Origin of the sequence: Serratia sp. 201, from assembly GCF_037027545.1 — a bacterium.
In the GTDB taxonomy this organism is placed as follows: domain Bacteria; phylum Pseudomonadota; class Gammaproteobacteria; order Enterobacterales; family Enterobacteriaceae; genus Serratia; species Serratia bockelmannii.
Map to the genome: position 1 here is coordinate 121943 of NZ_JAXCHC010000005.1, position 17981 is coordinate 139923.

A 17981-nucleotide genomic window follows, 5' to 3' on the forward strand; every position below is an offset into this window, starting at 1 on the left:
AAAACAATGACCGCAACAAGCGTTTCTCACACCTCACGTGCAGCGACCGGCCACTGGCCGGTCTTACTCACCGCGCTGGGCATTCACATTACTGCAGGGGGCCGGGCGCAGCCCTGTCCGGTCTGCGGCGGCAAAGACCGTTTTCGCTTTGATAATCTGCAGGGCCGTGGCACATGGTTCTGTAACCAGTGCGGCGGTGGCGACGGCCTGAATCTGGTCGAAAAAGCACTGGCCGTGACCACCAAAGAGGCCGCCGCGAAGGTAGCCGGGATATTGGGTGAACCGTCATGCAGCGCCATGCCGGAGCACAATCCCCAGCAGGTACAGCAGGACAAAGCGCAGGCACGGTATCATGCAGCGCAACAGGCCAAAAAACTGCTCGCCAGCGCCCGGCAACTGGCCGGGAATAGCTATCTGACTGTGAAAGGCTGGCCGGACACTGACGCCCTGACATTGCAGGGGGCGTCACTGCGTGTCGGCGGTATCACTTACCAGCCCGGCGACCTGCTGTTGCCACTGACCGACAGCACCGGGGATGTGGTCAACGTCCAGTTAATTAATGCCGCGGGCGACAAGCGCACGCTGGCCGGAGGACAGGTGAAAAACACCTGCCATTTCTTGCCGGGGCAGGATAATGCCGTTATCTGGCTGACCGAGGGTTACGCCACCGGCCTGACTGTGCACCACCTGACAGGGGAAAGCGTCTGCGTTACGCTCAGCGCCAATAACCTGCCCGCGATGGCGCAGCAGTTGCGCGCTCACTATCCAGATGCGCTGTTGTTGCTGGCGGCCGACAATGACGAGAACGGCACCGGGCAGGCCCGCGCTGCCGAAGCCGCGCAACTGAGTGGCGGTAAACCGGCGTTACCGTCAGAAACAGGCGACTGGAACGACGTATACCAGCAACAGGGCAAGCTGGCCGCGCTTGCGCAATTGACTGCCTTTAGCCAGCCCAAGCAACCCAGTCCGTTTGATACGCTCAGCGATGCCGACCTGAAAGCCATGAGCGCCAGTGAAAAGGCCGAACTGCTGGCGGAGCACTACCAGCACCTGCTGGCCGTGCCACAGGTCGGTGAAGACCTGTGCCGCTATGAAAACGGTGCATGGCAGGTGTTGCCGTACCGGGTGCTTAGCCGGGAAATTGCCGCCCTGTTTCAGAAAATCCGCGCGCCGTTCTCGGCGGCGGGTATCAACAGCATTCTGGACACACTCAGGCTGATGGTACCGCAAATGGGCACGCCGGCACGCCACCTGATTGGCTTTCGTAACGGGGTATTTGATACCACCACCGGGCAATTCAGCGCACACCAGAAAACGCACTGGCTGCGCACCGTCAACAGCGTTGACTACACGCTGCCCAAGGCCGGGGAAAATCTGGCCGACCACGCCCCTCACTTCTGGCGCTGGCTGACACGCGCCGCCGGACAGCAGCCCGACAAGCAGGCGCGTATTCTTGCCGCGCTGTTTATGGTGCTGGCGAACCGCTATGACTGGCAACTGTTCCTCGAAGTCACCGGTCCCGGCGGCAGCGGCAAAAGCGTGATGGCCGCGATAGCCAGCCTGCTGGCGGGGAAAGACAACACCACCTCGGCCACCATCGATACGCTGGAATCCTCACGGGAGCGAGCCTCCGTGGTCGGGTACTCGCTGATTATCTTGCCTGACCAAGAGAAATGGAGCGGTGACGGGGCGGGCATCAAGGCGATCACCGGCGGCGATGCGGTGGCTATCGACCCGAAATACCGCGATGCCTACTCCACGCATATTCCGGCGGTCATTCTGGCGGTGAACAACAACCCGATGCAGTTCAGTGACCGCAGCGGCGGTGTGTCCCGTCGCCGGGTGATCCTGCCGTTCCCGGAGGTGATCCCGGCCAACGAGCGTGACCCGCAGTTGCTGGCAAAAATTACCGGTGAACTGGCGGTAATAGTGCGCCACCTGATGCAGCGTTTTGCTGCGCCCGATGACGCCCGCACACTGTTGGAAGCGCAACAGAACTCGAGTGAAGCACTGGAGATTAAACGTAGCGCCGATCCGCTGGTCGATTTTTGCGGCTACCTGCTGGCGGTCAGTGCGCCTGACGGTTTGTATATCGGTAATGCCAACATTACCCCGGCGAACCCACGCAAGTACCTGTATCACGCGTACCTCTCTTACATGGAAGCCCGGGGGCACAAGTACCCATTGAATCTGACCGCATTCGGGCGCGCCGTGCCACAAACCCTGCGAGAGTATGAAATAGCGCTGTTGAAGCGCAAGACCAATCAGGGGATACAGACCAACCTGATATTGAGCGAAGACTGTGAAGCCGACTGGCTCCCCAAGTGTGAAATGTGCTGAGCGAATAGCATCACGATCGTTTCTGCCGATCAATACGCTTTTATTGATCTACTGAACCCATTGGACGCTGCTGCGCGGGTGCGCTTATAGTCGAGCGGTACAAACCGCATATACCCAACACCGGGGAAGCCCGTAGCGGTGACTACTCAGGCCTGCAATGCAGGCCTTTTCTCTGCCTGAAATCTCACCCTGCCACTCACAGCGCAATAAATCACCGGTTCAGGCCGGTATTTTGCATTTTTGGGTCTGACTGTTACTGTGAGTGACCAGTCAGGGCAAACTCATCATCAACTAATCACCGGTTAATTGATTGTTTTTAAACAACTAAAAACAAAAGTGAACACTGTGACCAGTTTTTCTATAAATCTTTTTTTTGGGAACATTTAGAGTATTTGGTTGTTGTGTTTGCAAAAACTCTATGGTTAATTAGTAATCACAAGTATCTCATTACTTATGCCGTATGCTGTTGCCAATTATTATTTAGAGAATAATTAAAAAGGTGAAGATATGAGCAATAAACTAAATGGATTCTATGCTTACCCTTCAATACCAAGTGAAGTAGGATTATGTATTGACTCGGCGTCTGCGAAAGTAAATAGTTCTAATGGTAGAGTTACAATAAAAACATGGAAGCAGCTAGATATAATAGGGCACTTTATATCTGGAGAGGTATTATCCGGAATTAATGAAGCGGACTTTTTAATAGCGGATATAACTGAACTGAATTTTAACGTCACATATGAGATAGGGTATGCAATAGGACGGCTAAAAAGGGTTTATTTGACAAGAAATTCAAGTGTCAACCAAAAAGGAATAAAGATATCTGATGTGGGTATTTTTGATACATTAGGTTATAAAACGTATCAAAACTCCCAAGAGTTGCAGAAAATAATTAGTGATTTTGTTGACTTTAATGCTATTGATGTTAATGGTGACTTAAATATAAAGTCGCCAGTTTATATAATAAATACACCATTTAAAACAGACTAGTCTGGTAGGATTATATCCAGAATAAAGAAATCTGGTTATATTTATAGAGAGTTTAATCCAAGTGAACAACCTCGCTTGTCAGCTTTTGAAGCAATAAAGCAAGTGTCATCATCATATGGAATTGTGGTCCCCTTGCTTTCTGATTCATCTGAGGGATTTGAGATTCACAATATTAGGGCTGCCTTTATTGCAGGCTTAGCGCATGGAATGAATAAAGCTGTATGCCTTATTCAAAATGGAGATGGACCCGTCCCTCTTGACTATAGAGATCTAGTAAATGTCACCTATCACCCTGGAGACGTAAATGAGGTGATTGGAGGTTTTGCTATTGAGGTGGCTAAAGCGTTCCAAGAAGGTGATAATGATAAATCGCATAGAGAGAAATCATTTCTGAAGAGATTAGATTTGGGTGCTACATCTGCTGAGAATGAGATGCGGTATCTCGAATCGTATTATTTAGAAACAGATCAATACCTAAAAGCACTTAGGGGAGAGGCACATCTTATTGTTGGTAGGAAAGGTTCAGGAAAGTCCGCTATATTTCTCCAGATAAGAGATCATGAACGCGAAAGAAATAGAAGTAAAAATATAGTGTTAGATTTAAAACCAGATGGTTATAAATTGATAAAATTTAAGGAGAGAATGCTAGAGCATTTAGAGGAGGGAACGTATCTACATACCATTACAGCTTTTTGGGAATATGTTCTTTTGCTTGAGATTTGTTATAAAATAATAGAAAAAGATAGAAAGAGACATGTTACTGATCATACCCTTTATGACGGGTATCGAGAGCTGGTAGAGTTATATAATGTCGATGAGTATGATTCTGAAGGTGATTTTTCTGAAAGAATGTCGGTATTAATGGAGAAGATTTACTCTCAATATGATGCTGTTTATGGAGATAAAAAACATGTGAGTTTAAATGCTGCAAAGATAACAGAACTCATCCATAAGCATGATGTGAAAAAACTTAGAGAGAAATTAATTGGATACATGGGGAATAAACTATCTCTATGGCTTTTATTTGATAATATAGATAATGGTTGGCCGACGTCAGGACTTGAACATGGCGATTTAATGATAATAAGAGCCTTAATTGATGCGACGCGGAAAATAGAAAGGGAATTTAACCGTAATGAGCTGGATGTGAATACTGTAGTTTTCCTCAGGAATGATGTTTACGAACTCTTGGTCAGAGAGACTTCAGATAGAGGGAAAGAAGCCAGTGTTTTATTAGATTGGACTGATTCTGATTTATTGCGAGAGTTAGTTAGGTTAAGAATAATTTCAAATAATCTCCCAGAGGAAATGGATTTCATTACTGCTTGGCGTAAAGTTTTTATTAGTCATTATAAGGGAGAGGAAACATCGCAATATTTAATTGATCGCTCATTAATGAGACCAAGATTTTTATTAAATCTAATTAACCACTGCAAAAGCTTCTCGATCAATCTAAATCATGAAATTATCGAAGAGACAGATATTGAAAAAGGTATTTCAGCTTATTCTTCAGATCTTTTACAGGATATTGGCTATGAACTTCGTGATGTATCAAAAGACTCAGAAGATATTTTGTATTCATTTATAGGATGTAATGCTACTCTTTCTTATATGGACGTCATTGGAATAATAAGCACTCAGCAATCTGATATTGATGTTTCAGAGAAAATAATGGGCCTCTTACTTTGGTATGGGTTCTTAGGAATTAAAACAAGCTCCGGAGATGTCAAGTTTATTTATAACTTTAATTATAATAAAAATCTCTTGGATGGGGTGATAAAAAAAGAAAATGGTAATTTGAGCTATGTCATTCATGAAGCTTTTTGGCCTGTACTAATGATCACTGGAGATTTATAAGGCGTGGATATAGGCTTTGTGAGCTGCTTACGCCGTAAGCAGCTCTCCTTTTGTATAACCATATGTATATTTTTTCTTTTTATTGGCTTTTTTTTATTAAATATCAGTAAGTTGATGTGCTTTTATCACTCCTGTGATCTTCCGCCAATCATCGTCTCCCTTGTTCTTCTGTGTTAGCCGAGCTCTGCAGCATAAATGACCGTCCACCTAGATGGATATGAGATCTTGCAGCCAGACAATGAGATTGTCCGGCTGCGCGAGGGATTACTACGGCTACTTATTGAATAGGTGCGTGCCGATGGATAAACAGCCGCTGAGTAAAAAAATGGATGACAGAATAGAAATGTAAATGAGTGACTTCATTCAGGCCTCTGACGATTAGAAAAGCGAAACGCAGCCGGATAACGCAAGCGTTGATGATAGGGTTAAAAGGTAATAGGCAATCTTTAGAAACATAAATTCATCCTGTTTTTGCGGTATCGACTCTCGGTTTGATAACGTCTGATTCATTTTGTAGAAAATGAATAACTGCATATTTAATCCGGCTATCCGGGTCTGGAAGACCGGGGTGTTTTCACTTTGGCGCCATGTTGAGCGTTTCTTTGCAGTGGATTGACACTGGGTTGATGATTTTTTGGCATGCTTTCATTTTGGGTGAATAAACCATTCAGACAGTTAAACTGTAATGAGGAAAGCCATCGTGAAAACCATGTCGTTAATCTTTTTACTGGTATCAATATTCATCACCGCGATTCATTGTCATGAAAGCCCATGTTCCGGCATTCAAAGCGGTATTGCCATACTCGGCAACGGAGCAGGAGCAATAACCTGTGATTTCAAGTCGTGCTCTTCTCATGATGTACCGCAATGCGTTAATGCCCCCAGGCTTTATATATTCAAACCGTTACTAAAGCGTTTGAAAACCGCGTTAAAACCCCAGTTTTTAACTTCATCAGTCAAATTTTCCTGAATCGTCGGTTGAAGAGTAATGAAACTTTAATTACAGCAAGCTATTGAGTGGAGGATCTTTAAAGTCCCATTACTCTTCTGAACGTCACTTTGCGGTTTCAGGTTTTTGCACTGGCTTAGAACGTGTAGCTTATTGCCACGACTCCCGTTGTCCCCTCCTTTTGTTTAACGATAGGGCTACTGGCGGCGTTATCCCCCAGCCAGGTATGGTTAATGCCAACCCATCCACCCCAGGTTTCGGTAAACTGATGCGCCCACGTCAGGCTCACGTCGGTGCCGTAATAACCGCCTGAGCTGGTATAACGAGAGTAACCCGAGTTAGCGCTTTGCGTGCTATTAACGCCGTACCACGTGTTCATATAGCGAGAGTCTGCAAATAATGCGCTGATTTTTAGCGCAACGGTATCCTCCTCATCCAGAACAGGAATGAAATCGACGGAGGTCGCGTAAGATATCCCCTGGCCATCACTCAGCGGCAGGGTGGCTTTTCCCTCTAAGACCAACCATGGCGTTACCGCCCATCCCAAAGCTAAGCCAGTGTTAACGGTAGCTGAAATATCTCCCATGCCTTTAAGCGTGTCAGATCCTTTACGCCAACCTGAATCTTCATCGGTTCGCCCTGAATCATAGCCTATCGTTGGAATGAAATATAAACCGTTCTTGCTTTGGAAACGAAAACCAGCACCATTCATTGAATCGACAAAAAAGTTATCCTGTTGGAAATGAAATTGCGGCGCGGCTCCCCAGGTTTGTTCATTTGAGCCGCTGTATTTAGGCGATGATGCCGCGCCAAGGCTTACGGTAAATGCCGTTCCGCTGTTATCGTTATTACTTGCATGGCTGGGTGGAATGCTGGATATTATCAGCAGAGCCAACGTATTTTTAATGATTTTCTTTTCTAACATTATTAGCCTCGGTATTATGTGTATCGGTATGATAAGACTGTTCACGCAAGGCGGAGTATGCCGATGATTTGTCAATTAACCGTCAATGAATAATCAATAAATAGCCAAGATCCTTCAGGGGAATGAGATGCAAAATAAACGGGTTCTAGTCATTGAAGACGATGTCGATGCGGCAAATGTACTGGAGGCTTACCTTAAGCGTGAAGGCTATAATGTCGCGGTGGTGGGGAATGGGCTGATGGGTTTGAATACGGCTTTAACCTGGAAGCCCGATCTTATATTACTAGATGTGATGTTGCCTGATATGAATGGAACGGAAATATTGGCGGCGCTCAGGCGCAAGGTGAATACGCCGGTTATCATGATCACGGCCATGGGGGAACCTCATGATAAAATTGGCGCTCTTCGCTATGGTGCGGATGATTATATCGTTAAACCCTATAACCCCGGTGAAGTTATGGCACGTGTGCAGGCAGTGTTAAGACGAAGCGGCGGAAGTCAGCTGGCTGGCGAAGAAATATTGCGCTGGGAAAGGCTCGAACTGGATATCGCTAATATGGTAGCGAGAGTCATCACGAGCGAGGACGGCGCCCATGTTCTGGATTTAACATTAACCGAATTTTCCATTCTCAGTACGTTAATGAAAGCGTCGACACGGCCACTGAGTCGTCAGCTATTACTTGAAAAATGTTTACCTGAAAGCGATGCGCTCGAAAGAGTGGTGGATACGCATGTTTATAATCTAAGACGAAAGCTTGAAGCGGCAGGCGTTGATAACGTGATTTTTAATGTGCGCGGCGTCGGCTATAGGTTTTGCAAATCATGAAAAGGAAAAATAAATCTCTTTTGTTTTGGGTGTCTGTTCGCATCGTCATCGTCGCCATCGTGACGCTTTTTACCATTATTCTGGCGATGTGGGGCATTTTTGCTGCCCAGTATTTTTATGTCATTCATGAAATGCCGGCATCGGTTTACGAAAGATTCTTGGTGCTGCGCGAGAACCCCAGCCTGGACATAGAGGCGTTTCATGAGATCGTCGATACGTATTGGGGGCTGGATTACAGTACACCTTCGCTGACTTCTTTAAATTGGGGATGGCTGCTTATTTTCCTGATCGTTGTCGTTCCATTGATAACGTTAATGTGCGTGCGCATCGCACGCCCTCTTACCGCCCAATTCCGAAATCTCACCGACGTTGCGGAAACCGTGGCTCAGGGAAATTTTAAGCAACAAGCCGAGCTGGTCCAGGCGTGTCCTGATGAAATAATAAGGTTCTCAATAAATTTCAATGAGATGGTCAATAAACTGGCTTTATACGAGCGTGAAATAAAAGCGTCGCATGTGGCGTTGGCCCATGAGTTGCGTTCACCGTTGACCGGGGCTATGGGCCGCCTTCAGGGCATGATAGACAACGTGTTTCCTGCAAGTCAGGCACAGCTGAATATGGTGATGACGCAATTAAAAAACCTGAGTTATTTGACTGACGATCTGTATTTCCTCTCTCTGGCCAGTGCGGGCCAACTGAAATTAAGTAAAAACGTTTTTACTATCAATAGCGTGTTAAAGGAGAGAGTCGCCTGGCTTAAACCTCAGTTGGAGGCTGCGGGCATGTCCATCTCTATCGAGGAGGGCGGGCCGCTTCATTTTATTGGGGATGAATTCAGATTAGGTCAGGTATTCAGCATACTTATCGAAAATATGCTTCGTTATTGTAGCCAGGGCGATCGAATGTGCATTCGTCTCGAACAGACCGCACAGGAAATCGTGTTGGCTTTTCAAGATACGGGGCCTGGCGTTGCACAGGATTATTTGCCGCAAATGTTTGAGCGTTTTACTCGCGGTGAGACTTCCCGCGCGCGCGATTCCGGCGGCAGCGGGCTCGGGCTCTCCATTGCGAAGGCGATTTGCGTTGCCCATCACGGAACGATAAAGGCCAGTCTGCCGGCCGGCAAAGGGCTGTTAATCACGATAAACTTGCCCCTGCCGGCAGTGTCATAATGCGCTGAAGGGGGCATTATGGGCGGCGAACCCCCTCACTCCCGCTGCAAAAAGAACTGCTTGATGGTCTGCCGCAGCCAGCGGTGCGCCGGATCGCGATCCAGGCGCGGGTGCCAGGCCTGGACGATAAACACCGATTCCAGCTCAAGCGGCAGCTCGAGCTCCGCCAACGGCAGGTGGATGTTGCTCACCCCCTGCAGCACGTGGCGCGGCAGCGGCAGGATAAAGTCCGATTTCATGGTCAGCATCATCGCCGAATGAAAGCCCGGCAGGGTCAGGGCGACGTTGCGCTGCAGGCCGAGATCGCGCAGCGCGTCGTCGATCGGCCCCTGCGTGCGTCCGCGGCGAGAAACGCTGATATGCGGGTAATGGGTCAGGGTTTCGGGCGTTACCCGGCCTATGATCGGGTGCCCAGGGCGCACCAGCGCCTGAAAGGTGCTGGTGAACAGGCTCTGCGTCTTGATTTCCGGGTGCCAGTCGCGTGAGGAACCGATCACCAGATCCACTTTGCCGCTGCGCAGCGCGTCATCCTCGCCGTCGCTTTCGGCGATGAATTTCAGGCCGCTCAGCGGCGCCGATTCCCGCAGCGTCTCCAGCAATCCGCCCGCCAGCGCGCCGATAAAGATATCGTTGGCGCGAATGGTGAAGGTTCTGGTCAGCTTGCCGGGTTCGAACGCATCACTCGGTGCGATCAGCGCAGTGGCCTGCTCGATGATGTCGCCGAGCTGGCGTTTCAACTCCAGCGCACGCGGCGTCGGCACCAGATGCTTACCGGCTCTGACCATGATCGGGTCGTCGAACTGCCGGCGGATGCGCCCGAGAATGCGGCTCATTGCCGGCGCGCTCAGATTCATCTTCTCGGCGGCGCCGCTCACGCTCCCTTCTTCCAGCAGCAGATTCAGCGCATAGATCAGGTTGAAATCAATTTTTTGCGGCATGGCCTCTCCGGGGGGGGGGTGCGCTCAATGGGTTGCGTTTTGTGCAACTAGTTAATTACATCATTTCATTTTAAACAATCGAAATAACTCCGGATACTGCCCACGACAACAAAGATTGAGGCTGAAACAGCAGGAGTGGGGAATGGTTGAGGTGTCTGTTACGCCGCACCACAAAAATCGATGGCTCGCCAGCGCCGGTGAAATCAACGGCCGTACCTGGCTGGGGTTGTTCGGCGTGTTTTTGGCGGTGATGGCCAGCGGCGTGGGGGAAAACGCCAGCAAGTTTGCGCTGGCGGATATACAGGGTGGCATGCTGCTGAGCTTCGATGCCGGCAGCTGGCTGACCACATGCTACGTCACCGGCTTTGTGATCGGTTCCGGGTTCACGCCCTGTTTTTGGCCGACCTTTTCGCTGCGCCGGGTGGCGTTGACGATGTGCGGCATTTACCTGGCCGGTGGGCTGTTGACGCCCTGGTTGGGAGATCAGTATGGCGTGCTGCTGGCGGTGCGCAGCCTGCAGGGCTTCGCCGGCGGCGCGTTGCCGCCGATGCTGATGACGGTGGTGCTGCGTTTTATGCCGCCGCTGATCAAGGTGCTGGGGCTGGGTGCCTACGGCTGGGTCTCGGCCTGGAGCGCTACGTTGGGCGCTACCGCCGCCGCCTTTGCCTTTCACTGGGGCTGGAGCGGGTATTTCTACTGGAACCTGCCGCTGATGGCGATCGCCGCCGTGTGCATCGGTTACGGCCTGCCGCAGGATCCGTTGCGGCTGGAGCGCCTGCGGCAGTTCAACTGGCGCGGCCTGCTGCTCGGCGGCATGGCGCTCGGCATGTTGACGGTGGGCATTTCACAGGGGGAGCGCCTCGACTGGCTGAACTCGCCGCTGATCTACGTTTTATTATTGGGCGGCGGCGGATTATTGGCGTTATTTCTGATTAACGAATGGTATCACCCGCTGCCTTTTTTTAATTTGCAGCTATTAAGCAAAAGGAATTTGTCTTTCTCCTTAATTACGCTGGGTGGCGTGCTGTTAATTATGGTGTCGCTGGTTAATATCACGTCGGGATATTTAGCCACGATTCAGGGTTATCGTCAGGAACAAACCTCCGACTTAATGCTGTGGGTCGCATTGCCGCAATTAATTACGCTGCCGATCGTCGCCATAATTTGCAATACGCCGCGGGTGGATTGCCGCTGGGTGCTGGCGATCAGCCTGCTGTTGATGGCCACCGCCTGCGTGCTGGCGGCTCAGCTGACGCCGGAATGGAACGGCGACACGTTCCGCGTCATCGCGCTGTTGCAGGCGGTCGCTCAACCGATGGCGATCATCCCGTTGCTGATGCAGGCGACCGGCGGGCTGTTGCCGACCGACGGGCCGTTTGCGGCGGCCTGGTTCAACGCGGTGAAAGGTTTCGCCGCCACCGCTGCCGGCGGCGCCATCGCGCTGCTCAGCCGGCAGCGCGGGGATTATCACGCCGGTACGATCGCCGACGGCTTCGGCTCGGCCTACAGCCGCGCATCGGGGTCGGTGGAGCAGCTGGCGCAGCTTGCCGCCCGGCAGGGCCACGTGCTGGCCAGCGCCGATCTTTATCTGTTGGTTGCCGGCCTGGCGTTATTACTGACCGCGCTGATTTTAGTTATGCCGACCCGTATTTATCCGCCGCGTTCGGTCGCTGCCTGACATTTTATCATCAGAAATAAATATTAATTGGAGTCACTTTTATGGCTAATAAGAAAGTCGCCGTCGCCGTATTGGCGGTTGCCGTCATTACGCTGGGGTTATTAATCAATAAGTTCTTTATTAAAGAGACACAGCAGAATACCAACGACGCCTATATTCGCGCCGATATCTCGCGTATTTCTCCGCAGATTGCCGGTGAAATTGCGCAGGTGTTGGTCAGGGACAACCAGTGGGTCAAACAGGGGGAATTGCTGGCGGTGATCGATCCGCGTGAATTCAACGTCGCATTGGCGCAGGCGACGGCGCAGGAGCAATCCGCCCGCGCCCGCCAGGACGACGCCAGGGCCAACCTGACCCGACAGAGCGCGCTGATCGCCGCCGCGCAGGCGGAGCGGCAGGCGGCGCAGGCGGAGCTGGCGTTTGCGCGCCAGGAGCAGAACCGCTACCAGAGAATGGCCAGCAGCGGCGCGGGTTCACAGCAGGCGGCGCAGCAGGCGACAACGCGAGTGCACACGCTTTCCGCCAATGTGGCGCAGGCGGAGGCGACGCTTAAAGCGGCGCGAAACATGGAGCAGGTGCTGCAAGCCAAGCTGGCGGACAGCGATGCCGAGCTGATGCTGGCGCAGGCGAAGAAAGCGATGGCCGAGCTGAACCTGTCTTACACCCGCATCACCGCGCCGATCGGCGGCGTGATCGGCAAGAACAGCCTGCGGGTCGGGGAGTTCGTCAAACCGGGCGATGCGCTGCTGGCCATCGTGCCGCAGGACAAGCTGTACATCATCGCCAACTACCAGGAAACCCAGCTGGAAAACATTGCGCACGGGCAGTCGGTAGACATCCATATCGATACCTTTCCCGGCCAAACGCTGAAAGGGCAGGTGGACAGCATCGCGCCGGCTTCCGGCGTCAGTTTCGCGGCCGTGGCGCCGGAGAACGCCACCGGCAACTTCACCAAGATCGTTCAGCGCATCCCGGTGAAAATTGTATTTGATATCAACAAAGAGCACGCCGCTTTGTTGAGCGCCCTGCGCGTCGGCATGTCTGCGGACGTCAGCATCAATACGCTGGACGGGGGCCTGCAATGAACAGAGCCGTGATCCCGCTGCTGTTGATTGCGCTGAGCGGCTGCCGGGCGGTGGGGCCGGACTACGCTCGGCCGCAGAACGCGCTGCCCGAGAGCTGGGGTGAGCAGGCCGGCGGCGGGGCGCTGCCGGTGGCCTGGTGGTCGATATTCAACGATGCGTCGCTGTCGCAACTGGTGCAGCGCGCGGCGGCCGGCAACCTGGATCTGCAGCTCGCCACGGCGCGCATGCAGCAAAGCCGCGCCTTGCTGGGCGTGACAGAGGCGGCGCTGATGCCGGATCTGAGCCTGGACGGCGCCTATCAGCGCCAGCGCGCCACCTCGGTGGGCAGCATGGATCCGTCCGGCAACGGCGGAGAGGCGGATTATAACCTCTGGCGCGGCGGATCCAGCGCCACCTGGGAGCTGGACATGTGGGGCAAGCTGCGTCGCGCGTCGGAAAGTGCGCGCGCCGGCTTTGCCGCTTCGCAGGAGAACCGGCGCGCACTGCTGACGTCGGTGACGGCGGAGGTGGCGAGCGACTATCTACGCCTGCGCGCCACGCAGCAACAGCTGGCGGTGGCGCAGGAAAACCGCGCCACGGCGCTGCGCACGCTGCAGCTGACGCAAAGTCGTTATCAGAGCGGCGCGGGCAACGAACTGGATGTCGATCAGGCGCAGGTGCAGTTGGCGCAGGTGGATGCCCTGCTGCCGACGCTGTTCGATAGGCAGGAACGCTTGATCAACGCCATCAGCCTGCTGTTGGGCGAGCGGCCGGGCGCGCTGAAAGCGATGTTGGCGCCGACGAAGCCCCTGCCGACGCTGGCGCGCGCGGTGCCGATGGGCGTGCCGTCGGATCTGGCGCTGCGCAGGCCGGATATTCGCGAAGCGGCGGAGCGTTTGCATCAGGCAACCGCCGAGATCGGCATCGCCACCGCCGACTACTATCCGCGCATCACGCTGACCGGCAATGCGGGCTATCAGGCACTGGCGCTGGCGGATATGGGCAGTTGGTCCACGCATACCTTCGCCATCGGCCCCGCCCTGTATTTGCCGCTGTTCGACGGGGGGAAAATCACCCAACGGGTGCGCCTGAGCGAATACCGGCAGCAGGAAATGGCCATCGCCTACCAGCAAACGGTGCTGCGCGCCTGGCACGAGATCGACGACGCGCTTTCCGGCTATCGCGCCCAGCAGCGCCGCCAGACGCACCTGACCGAGGCGCTGGCCGCCAACCGACACGCGTTTGCGCTGGCGCGCGACAGCTATCTGAACGGTGCGAGCGATTTTATCCACGTTCTGAGCACGCAGCGTGCGCTGCTGGATCTGCAGTCCGCGCAAATTGTTTCAGAGGAGGAGACGGCGATCGCCGTGGTGAATATCTATCGAGCGCTGGGCGGCGGCTGGGAACACACCTACCCGTCGGCGGCGCCACAGGAGAAGGCTGATGCACAACACGCTGAATAAGATTGTCGACGAGATGCTGGAAAGAGACACCCGCCGCAAACGGGAGGCCCGGGTGAGCGCCGTGCGGCAAGTCACCGCCCGGATCCGCCGCATCACGTTGAGCGGCGACGATGTGGATAAGTTTATCGCCGATCCGCGCGCGCAGGAGCCGGCCAGTTGGGTCAAAGTGTTCTTCCCGTGGCGCGACACGCTGGCCGGACGGGCTTACACCCTGAGCGGCATCGACAAACTCGCCCGCACTTTCGATATCGATATGGTGCTGCACGGCGAAGGCCCGGCGTCGAACTGGGCGCGCGACGCGATGCCGGGCGACAAGCTGGGGTTCGCCGGCCCTTGCTCCGGCGGCTTCCGATTGTTGCCGCAAACTCGCTGGCTGCTGTTGCTGGGCGATGAGACCGCGTTGCCCGCCATGCGCACCATTCTCGCCTCGCTGTCCGACCCGTTGCCGGTGCTGTGGTTCGCCGAAGTGGGCGATGCGCAGGAGATTCAGGATGTCGATTATTCCTTTTTGCAGGTGAACAGCTGGCAAATTCGCACCCGACATTTTGACAGCGTGATGAACAGCCCGCTGGTGCAGGCCGTCAGCCATTGCGAACTGCCGTCCGGCGAAGGGCAGGTATGGCTGGCCTGCGAACACCAGATTGCCGCGTACCTGAAGGCGCGCTTTATCAACGAAATGGGTATCTCCCGCGCTGCGCTGTTTGCCAAGGGGTATTGGAAAAAGGGCGAAGCCAACTTCAAGGGCGCGATTTAACTCAGGCGAGTGAGGATGGTTATGATTGAGAGAGTGTTATTGGCGGTGGACTGCTTTGAACACAGCGGCAATGCCCTGGATTTTATGGCGCGCCTGCAAGGCTGCATCGGCGACGTGATCGTGCTGACGGTGGTAGACAATGCCTTTACGCTCAGCCGCAGCGGCCTGCGTTTCGACAGCGATGAGCGCGAGGAGTACCCCGCCGCTCAACGGGAAGAGGCGCTGGCGGAAAAGCAGGTCGGTCAGGTGACGCGGGCGCTGAAGCAGCAGGGTTTCAACGCCCAGGGCTTGCTGGCAGCGGGGACGCCCATCGAGGTGATCCCGGAACAGATGGCGCTGTTCAACTGCGATTTGCTGATCATCTCGCACCGCCACCTGTCTTCGTTGGGGCGCTGGCTGAACGCCTCCGTCACGCGTGGCCTGCTGGATGAGATTGGCCAACCGGTATTGGTGATCCCGCGCTAAGCTATGGGTAAGGGCAGCCGCATGCGGCTGCGCGCGTTCGGCGACGAAGGCCGTACATACCGGAGGTCAACATGCGAAGTCTGGAAGATCAACTTGCCGCTTACGCCGCCTATCATCGTGATGCGCGCAATATCGTCACGCACTTTATCGGCATCCCCCTGATCGTCGTCAGCCTGCTGACGCTGCTCTCCCGGCCGGCATGGGGTGCGGGGTGGCTGCCGTTCTCGCCGGCCTGCGCGGTGGTTATCGTTTCGGCTCTCTATTACCTGCGGCTGAGCCTGCGCCTTGGCGTCATGATGTTGGCGTTGCTGCTGCTGTGCCTCGGGGTCGGCGCCTGGGTGGCGTCGCTGTCGACGGCGGCGTGGCTGAGCGTCGGCATCGGCGGCTTCGTCATCGGCTGGCTGTTTCAGTTTGTCGGGCATTTCTGGGAGAGACGAAAACCGGCGTTTATGGACGACGTGACGGGCCTGATCATCGGCCCGCTGTTCGTGCTGGCGGAAGCTTGCTTCCTGGCCGGCGGGCTGCGCGAACTGCAGCGGAACATCGAAATGCGCTCGGGCAAAGTGCGCAACGGGAGGGCATGAGGTGGCGCTGATTCCCACGGTGGCGGCATTTCCGCTGCAGCGGGCTTTTATCCCGCTGCTGGAAGCGCTGACGGCGGGGCTGCCACGCCAATTCCCGGCACTCATCCACAGCATTTACCTCTACGGCAGCGTCGCGCGTGGCGAAGCCCTTCCCGGCGTGTCCGATCTGGACATCACGCTGTTGCTCAACAAGCCAGCCGATAGTGAGGCGTTACAGCGCCTTGAGGCGTGGCGGCAAGCCTTTCAGCTGGAGCAGCGGATCGTGAGCAAGGTCGACTTTGATATCGGCAGCGTTGATGAGGCGTTGGCGCCGGAGCATCACGATTCCTGGGGATTTTGGCTGAAGCATCACTGTCGCTGCCTGTGGGGCGAAGACCTGTCCGCCGCTTTTCCGCTGTTTCAGCCCGATCGGCGCATCGCGTTGGCGGTCAATGCCGATTTGCCCCGCGTATTGGCGCGTTATCGGGAGCAACTGCTGCAGGCCAGGACGGTATCGGATGAGAGGCGCTTAAAGCGCGAAGCGGCCAGAAAACTGATCCGAGCCACCAATATGCTGCGCGCCGAGGGAAGCCCGTTCTGGCCGATAACGTTAACCGACTATGCCGAACAGCTGTTGGCGCTTTATGCAGAGCAGCGAGATGAAATGGACTATTGGTTAGCGCACGCGGTGGGAGAGGCGAATGACGCGGATTTTAGCGACAGAATGATGCGATTTCTCGACTGGATCGAAGCACAGAAAAAATAACGCCGGCTTGAGCCGGCGTTGTCGGCAGTCGTTATCCGATCGTCGGGTAATCGGTGTAGCCTTCCCGGCTGCCGCCGAAGAATTTCTCTTTGATTGGCGCATTCAGCGCCAGCCCGTGTTGCAGGCGGTGGGGCAGATCCGGGTTGGCGATGAACGGGCGACCGAAGCCGATCAGATCCGCCCAGCCTTTGGCCAGCGCTTCTTCAGCGCGTTCACGCGTGTATTTGCCGGAGTAAATCAGCGTGCCGCGGAAAATCAGGCGCAGCGATTCTTTGAACGCTGCCGGCATCACCGGGGCATCATCCCAGTCCGCTTCGGCGATGTGAATGTAAGCGGCGCCGATATCGTTCAGCACGCTGGCCGCTGCCAGATAGGTGGCTTCCGGGGTATCGTCCTGCGAGCCCATCAGGGTGGTCAGCGGCGCCAGGCGCACGCCCAGTTTCTCTTTGCCGATGGCATCCGCTACCGCCTGCGCGACTTCCCGCAGGAAACGCAGGCGATTTTGCAGTGAACCGCCGTATTCGTCGTCGCGCTGGTTTTCCCGCGAGTCGATAAACTGATTGATCAGATAACCATTCGCACCGTGCAGCTCTACGCCGTCGAAACCGGCGGCGATGGCGTTGCGTGCCGCCTGAGCGTAGTCGTTAACGATCGCCGGAATTTCTTCCCGCGTTAAGGCGCGCGGTGCGGAGTGCTGCACCATTTCACCCACGCCATGTTCCGGCCCGCGACCTTCGACATCCACGAACACCTTGACCCCGTCGGCCTGGATGGCGGAGGAGGAGACCGGCGCGGCGTGGCCAGGCTGTAAAATGGTATGCGACACGCGGCCGACGTGCCAAAGCTGCGCGAAGATCTTGCCGCCGGCCTGATGTACGGCGTCGGTCACTTTTTTCCAACCGGCGATGTGTTCCGGGGAGTAAATGCCGGGTGTCCAGGCATAACCCTGGCCCTGCTGGCTGATCTGCGTGCCTTCGCTGACGATCAGCCCGGCGCTGGCGCGCTGGGCATAATATTCAGCCATCATGTCGGTGGCGACGTCGCCGGCGCCGGCCCGAGAGCGGGTCATTGGCGGCATGACGATGCGATTGTTCAGCGATAAACCGTTTAAAGAATACGAGTCAAAAAGCATGGCGCTTCCCTCTATGTGAATTAGGTCGTAGGGCATTGATGTTTTACTGAGGCCATTATATTTCGTCGTTTAATTCTAAAAACGCGCACAATAACAAAA

The 17981-nt window shown here is 54.3% G+C and carries 15 protein-coding genes; 12 read left to right on the forward strand and 3 right to left on the reverse strand.

Annotated elements, in window-relative coordinates; translation table 11 throughout:
• Positions 1–6 precede the first annotated feature (6 nt).
• The 3 genes from WA302_RS22235 to WA302_RS22245 all read left to right on the forward strand — a co-directional run bounded on the left by WA302_RS22235 (position 7) and on the right by WA302_RS22245 (position 5187).
• Entirely contained in the window at positions 7–2340 is a 2334-nt protein-coding gene (locus tag WA302_RS22235) for a primase-helicase zinc-binding domain-containing protein (RefSeq protein ID WP_336064747.1), read from the forward strand.
• A gap of 507 nt (positions 2341–2847) precedes the next feature.
• Positions 2848–3330, forward strand: coding sequence for a hypothetical protein (locus tag WA302_RS22240; RefSeq protein ID WP_336064748.1), 483 nt, complete (start codon positions 2848–2850; stop codon positions 3328–3330).
• Positions 3331–3405: 75 nt separating this feature from the next.
• On the forward strand, positions 3406–5187 hold the full coding sequence (locus WA302_RS22245) for a P-loop ATPase, Sll1717 family (protein WP_336064749.1): 1782 nt from the start codon (positions 3406–3408) through the stop codon (positions 5185–5187).
• A gap of 1085 nt (positions 5188–6272) precedes the next feature.
• Here the strand turns inward: WA302_RS22245 and WA302_RS22250 are convergent.
• Positions 6273–7061 (reverse strand): MipA/OmpV family protein, encoded by a 789-nt coding sequence (locus WA302_RS22250; protein ID WP_197832503.1) that lies wholly within the window; start codon positions 7059–7061, stop codon positions 6273–6275.
• Between the two features lie 127 nt (positions 7062–7188).
• Between WA302_RS22250 and WA302_RS22255 the strand changes: the two genes are divergently transcribed.
• Both WA302_RS22255 and WA302_RS22260 read left to right on the forward strand, forming a co-directional pair.
• Complete coding sequence (locus tag WA302_RS22255) at positions 7189–7887, forward strand: response regulator (protein WP_151428690.1); 699 nt, start codon at positions 7189–7191, stop codon at positions 7885–7887.
• The gene (locus WA302_RS22260) at positions 7884–9059 is read left to right on the forward strand and encodes a sensor histidine kinase (protein WP_049295041.1); all 1176 of its coding nucleotides are present in this window, start codon (positions 7884–7886) and stop codon (positions 9057–9059) included. The genes WA302_RS22255 and WA302_RS22260 overlap by 4 nt, the downstream gene beginning before the upstream one ends.
• A 35-nt stretch (positions 9060–9094) precedes the next feature.
• Here the strand turns inward: WA302_RS22260 and WA302_RS22265 are convergent, their stop codons facing one another.
• Positions 9095–9997 (reverse strand): LysR family transcriptional regulator, encoded by a 903-nt coding sequence (locus WA302_RS22265; protein WP_025304814.1) that lies wholly within the window; start codon positions 9995–9997, stop codon positions 9095–9097.
• 142 nt (positions 9998–10139) lie between these two features.
• Between WA302_RS22265 and WA302_RS22270 the strand changes: the two genes are divergently transcribed.
• From WA302_RS22270 to WA302_RS22300, 7 genes are all read left to right on the forward strand, one after another.
• On the forward strand, positions 10140–11675 hold the full coding sequence (locus tag WA302_RS22270) for an MFS transporter (RefSeq protein WP_313245902.1): 1536 nt from the start codon (positions 10140–10142) through the stop codon (positions 11673–11675).
• 41 nt (positions 11676–11716) lie between these two features.
• Positions 11717–12760 (forward strand): HlyD family secretion protein, encoded by a 1044-nt coding sequence (locus tag WA302_RS22275; protein ID WP_060434858.1) that lies wholly within the window; start codon positions 11717–11719, stop codon positions 12758–12760.
• Complete coding sequence (locus tag WA302_RS22280; RefSeq protein WP_025304816.1) at positions 12757–14202, forward strand: efflux transporter outer membrane subunit; 1446 nt, start codon at positions 12757–12759, stop codon at positions 14200–14202. The genes WA302_RS22275 and WA302_RS22280 overlap by 4 nt, the downstream gene beginning before the upstream one ends.
• Positions 14183–14956, forward strand: a complete 774-nt coding sequence (locus tag WA302_RS22285) for a siderophore-interacting protein (RefSeq protein ID WP_025304817.1) — start codon at positions 14183–14185, stop codon at positions 14954–14956. Before WA302_RS22280 ends, WA302_RS22285 begins: the two co-directional genes overlap by 20 nt.
• A 21-nt stretch (positions 14957–14977) precedes the next feature.
• Complete coding sequence (locus WA302_RS22290) at positions 14978–15421, forward strand: universal stress protein (protein WP_025304818.1); 444 nt, start codon at positions 14978–14980, stop codon at positions 15419–15421.
• A 71-nt stretch (positions 15422–15492) separates the two neighbouring features.
• Positions 15493–16005, forward strand: coding sequence for an Mpo1 family 2-hydroxy fatty acid dioxygenase (locus WA302_RS22295; protein WP_336064750.1), 513 nt, complete (start codon positions 15493–15495; stop codon positions 16003–16005).
• 1 nt (position 16006) lies between these two features.
• On the forward strand, positions 16007–16750 hold the full coding sequence (locus WA302_RS22300) for a nucleotidyltransferase domain-containing protein (RefSeq protein WP_099816924.1): 744 nt from the start codon (positions 16007–16009) through the stop codon (positions 16748–16750).
• Between the two features lie 31 nt (positions 16751–16781).
• On the opposite strand, the gene WA302_RS22305 is transcribed toward WA302_RS22300, so the two are convergent.
• Positions 16782–17882 carry an alkene reductase gene (locus tag WA302_RS22305; RefSeq protein ID WP_043142322.1) on the reverse strand — a complete coding sequence of 367 codons (1101 nt, stop codon included), beginning with the start codon at positions 17880–17882 and terminating at the stop codon, positions 16782–16784.
• Between the last annotated feature and the right edge of the window lie 99 nt (positions 17883–17981).

Coding starts and splice junctions, on each gene's coding strand:
- WA302_RS22265 (WP_025304814.1), bottom strand. CDS start 9,997: ATGCCGCAAAAAATTGATTTCAACCTGATCTATGCGCTGAATCTGCTG.
- WA302_RS22260 (WP_049295041.1), top strand. CDS start 7,884: ATGAAAAGGAAAAATAAATCTCTTTTGTTTTGGGTGTCTGTTCGCATC.
- WA302_RS22285 (WP_025304817.1), top strand. CDS start 14,183: ATGCACAACACGCTGAATAAGATTGTCGACGAGATGCTGGAAAGAGAC.
- WA302_RS22240 (WP_336064748.1), top strand. CDS start 2,848: ATGAGCAATAAACTAAATGGATTCTATGCTTACCCTTCAATACCAAGT.
- WA302_RS22295 (WP_336064750.1), top strand. CDS start 15,493: ATGCGAAGTCTGGAAGATCAACTTGCCGCTTACGCCGCCTATCATCGT.
- WA302_RS22250 (WP_197832503.1), bottom strand. CDS start 7,061: ATGTTAGAAAAGAAAATCATTAAAAATACGTTGGCTCTGCTGATAATA.
- WA302_RS22290 (WP_025304818.1), top strand. CDS start 14,978: ATGATTGAGAGAGTGTTATTGGCGGTGGACTGCTTTGAACACAGCGGC.
- WA302_RS22280 (WP_025304816.1), top strand. CDS start 12,757: ATGAACAGAGCCGTGATCCCGCTGCTGTTGATTGCGCTGAGCGGCTGC.
- WA302_RS22270 (WP_313245902.1), top strand. CDS start 10,140: ATGGTTGAGGTGTCTGTTACGCCGCACCACAAAAATCGATGGCTCGCC.
- WA302_RS22275 (WP_060434858.1), top strand. CDS start 11,717: ATGGCTAATAAGAAAGTCGCCGTCGCCGTATTGGCGGTTGCCGTCATT.
- WA302_RS22255 (WP_151428690.1), top strand. CDS start 7,189: ATGCAAAATAAACGGGTTCTAGTCATTGAAGACGATGTCGATGCGGCA.
- WA302_RS22305 (WP_043142322.1), bottom strand. CDS start 17,882: ATGCTTTTTGACTCGTATTCTTTAAACGGTTTATCGCTGAACAATCGC.
- WA302_RS22235 (WP_336064747.1), top strand. CDS start 7: ATGACCGCAACAAGCGTTTCTCACACCTCACGTGCAGCGACCGGCCAC.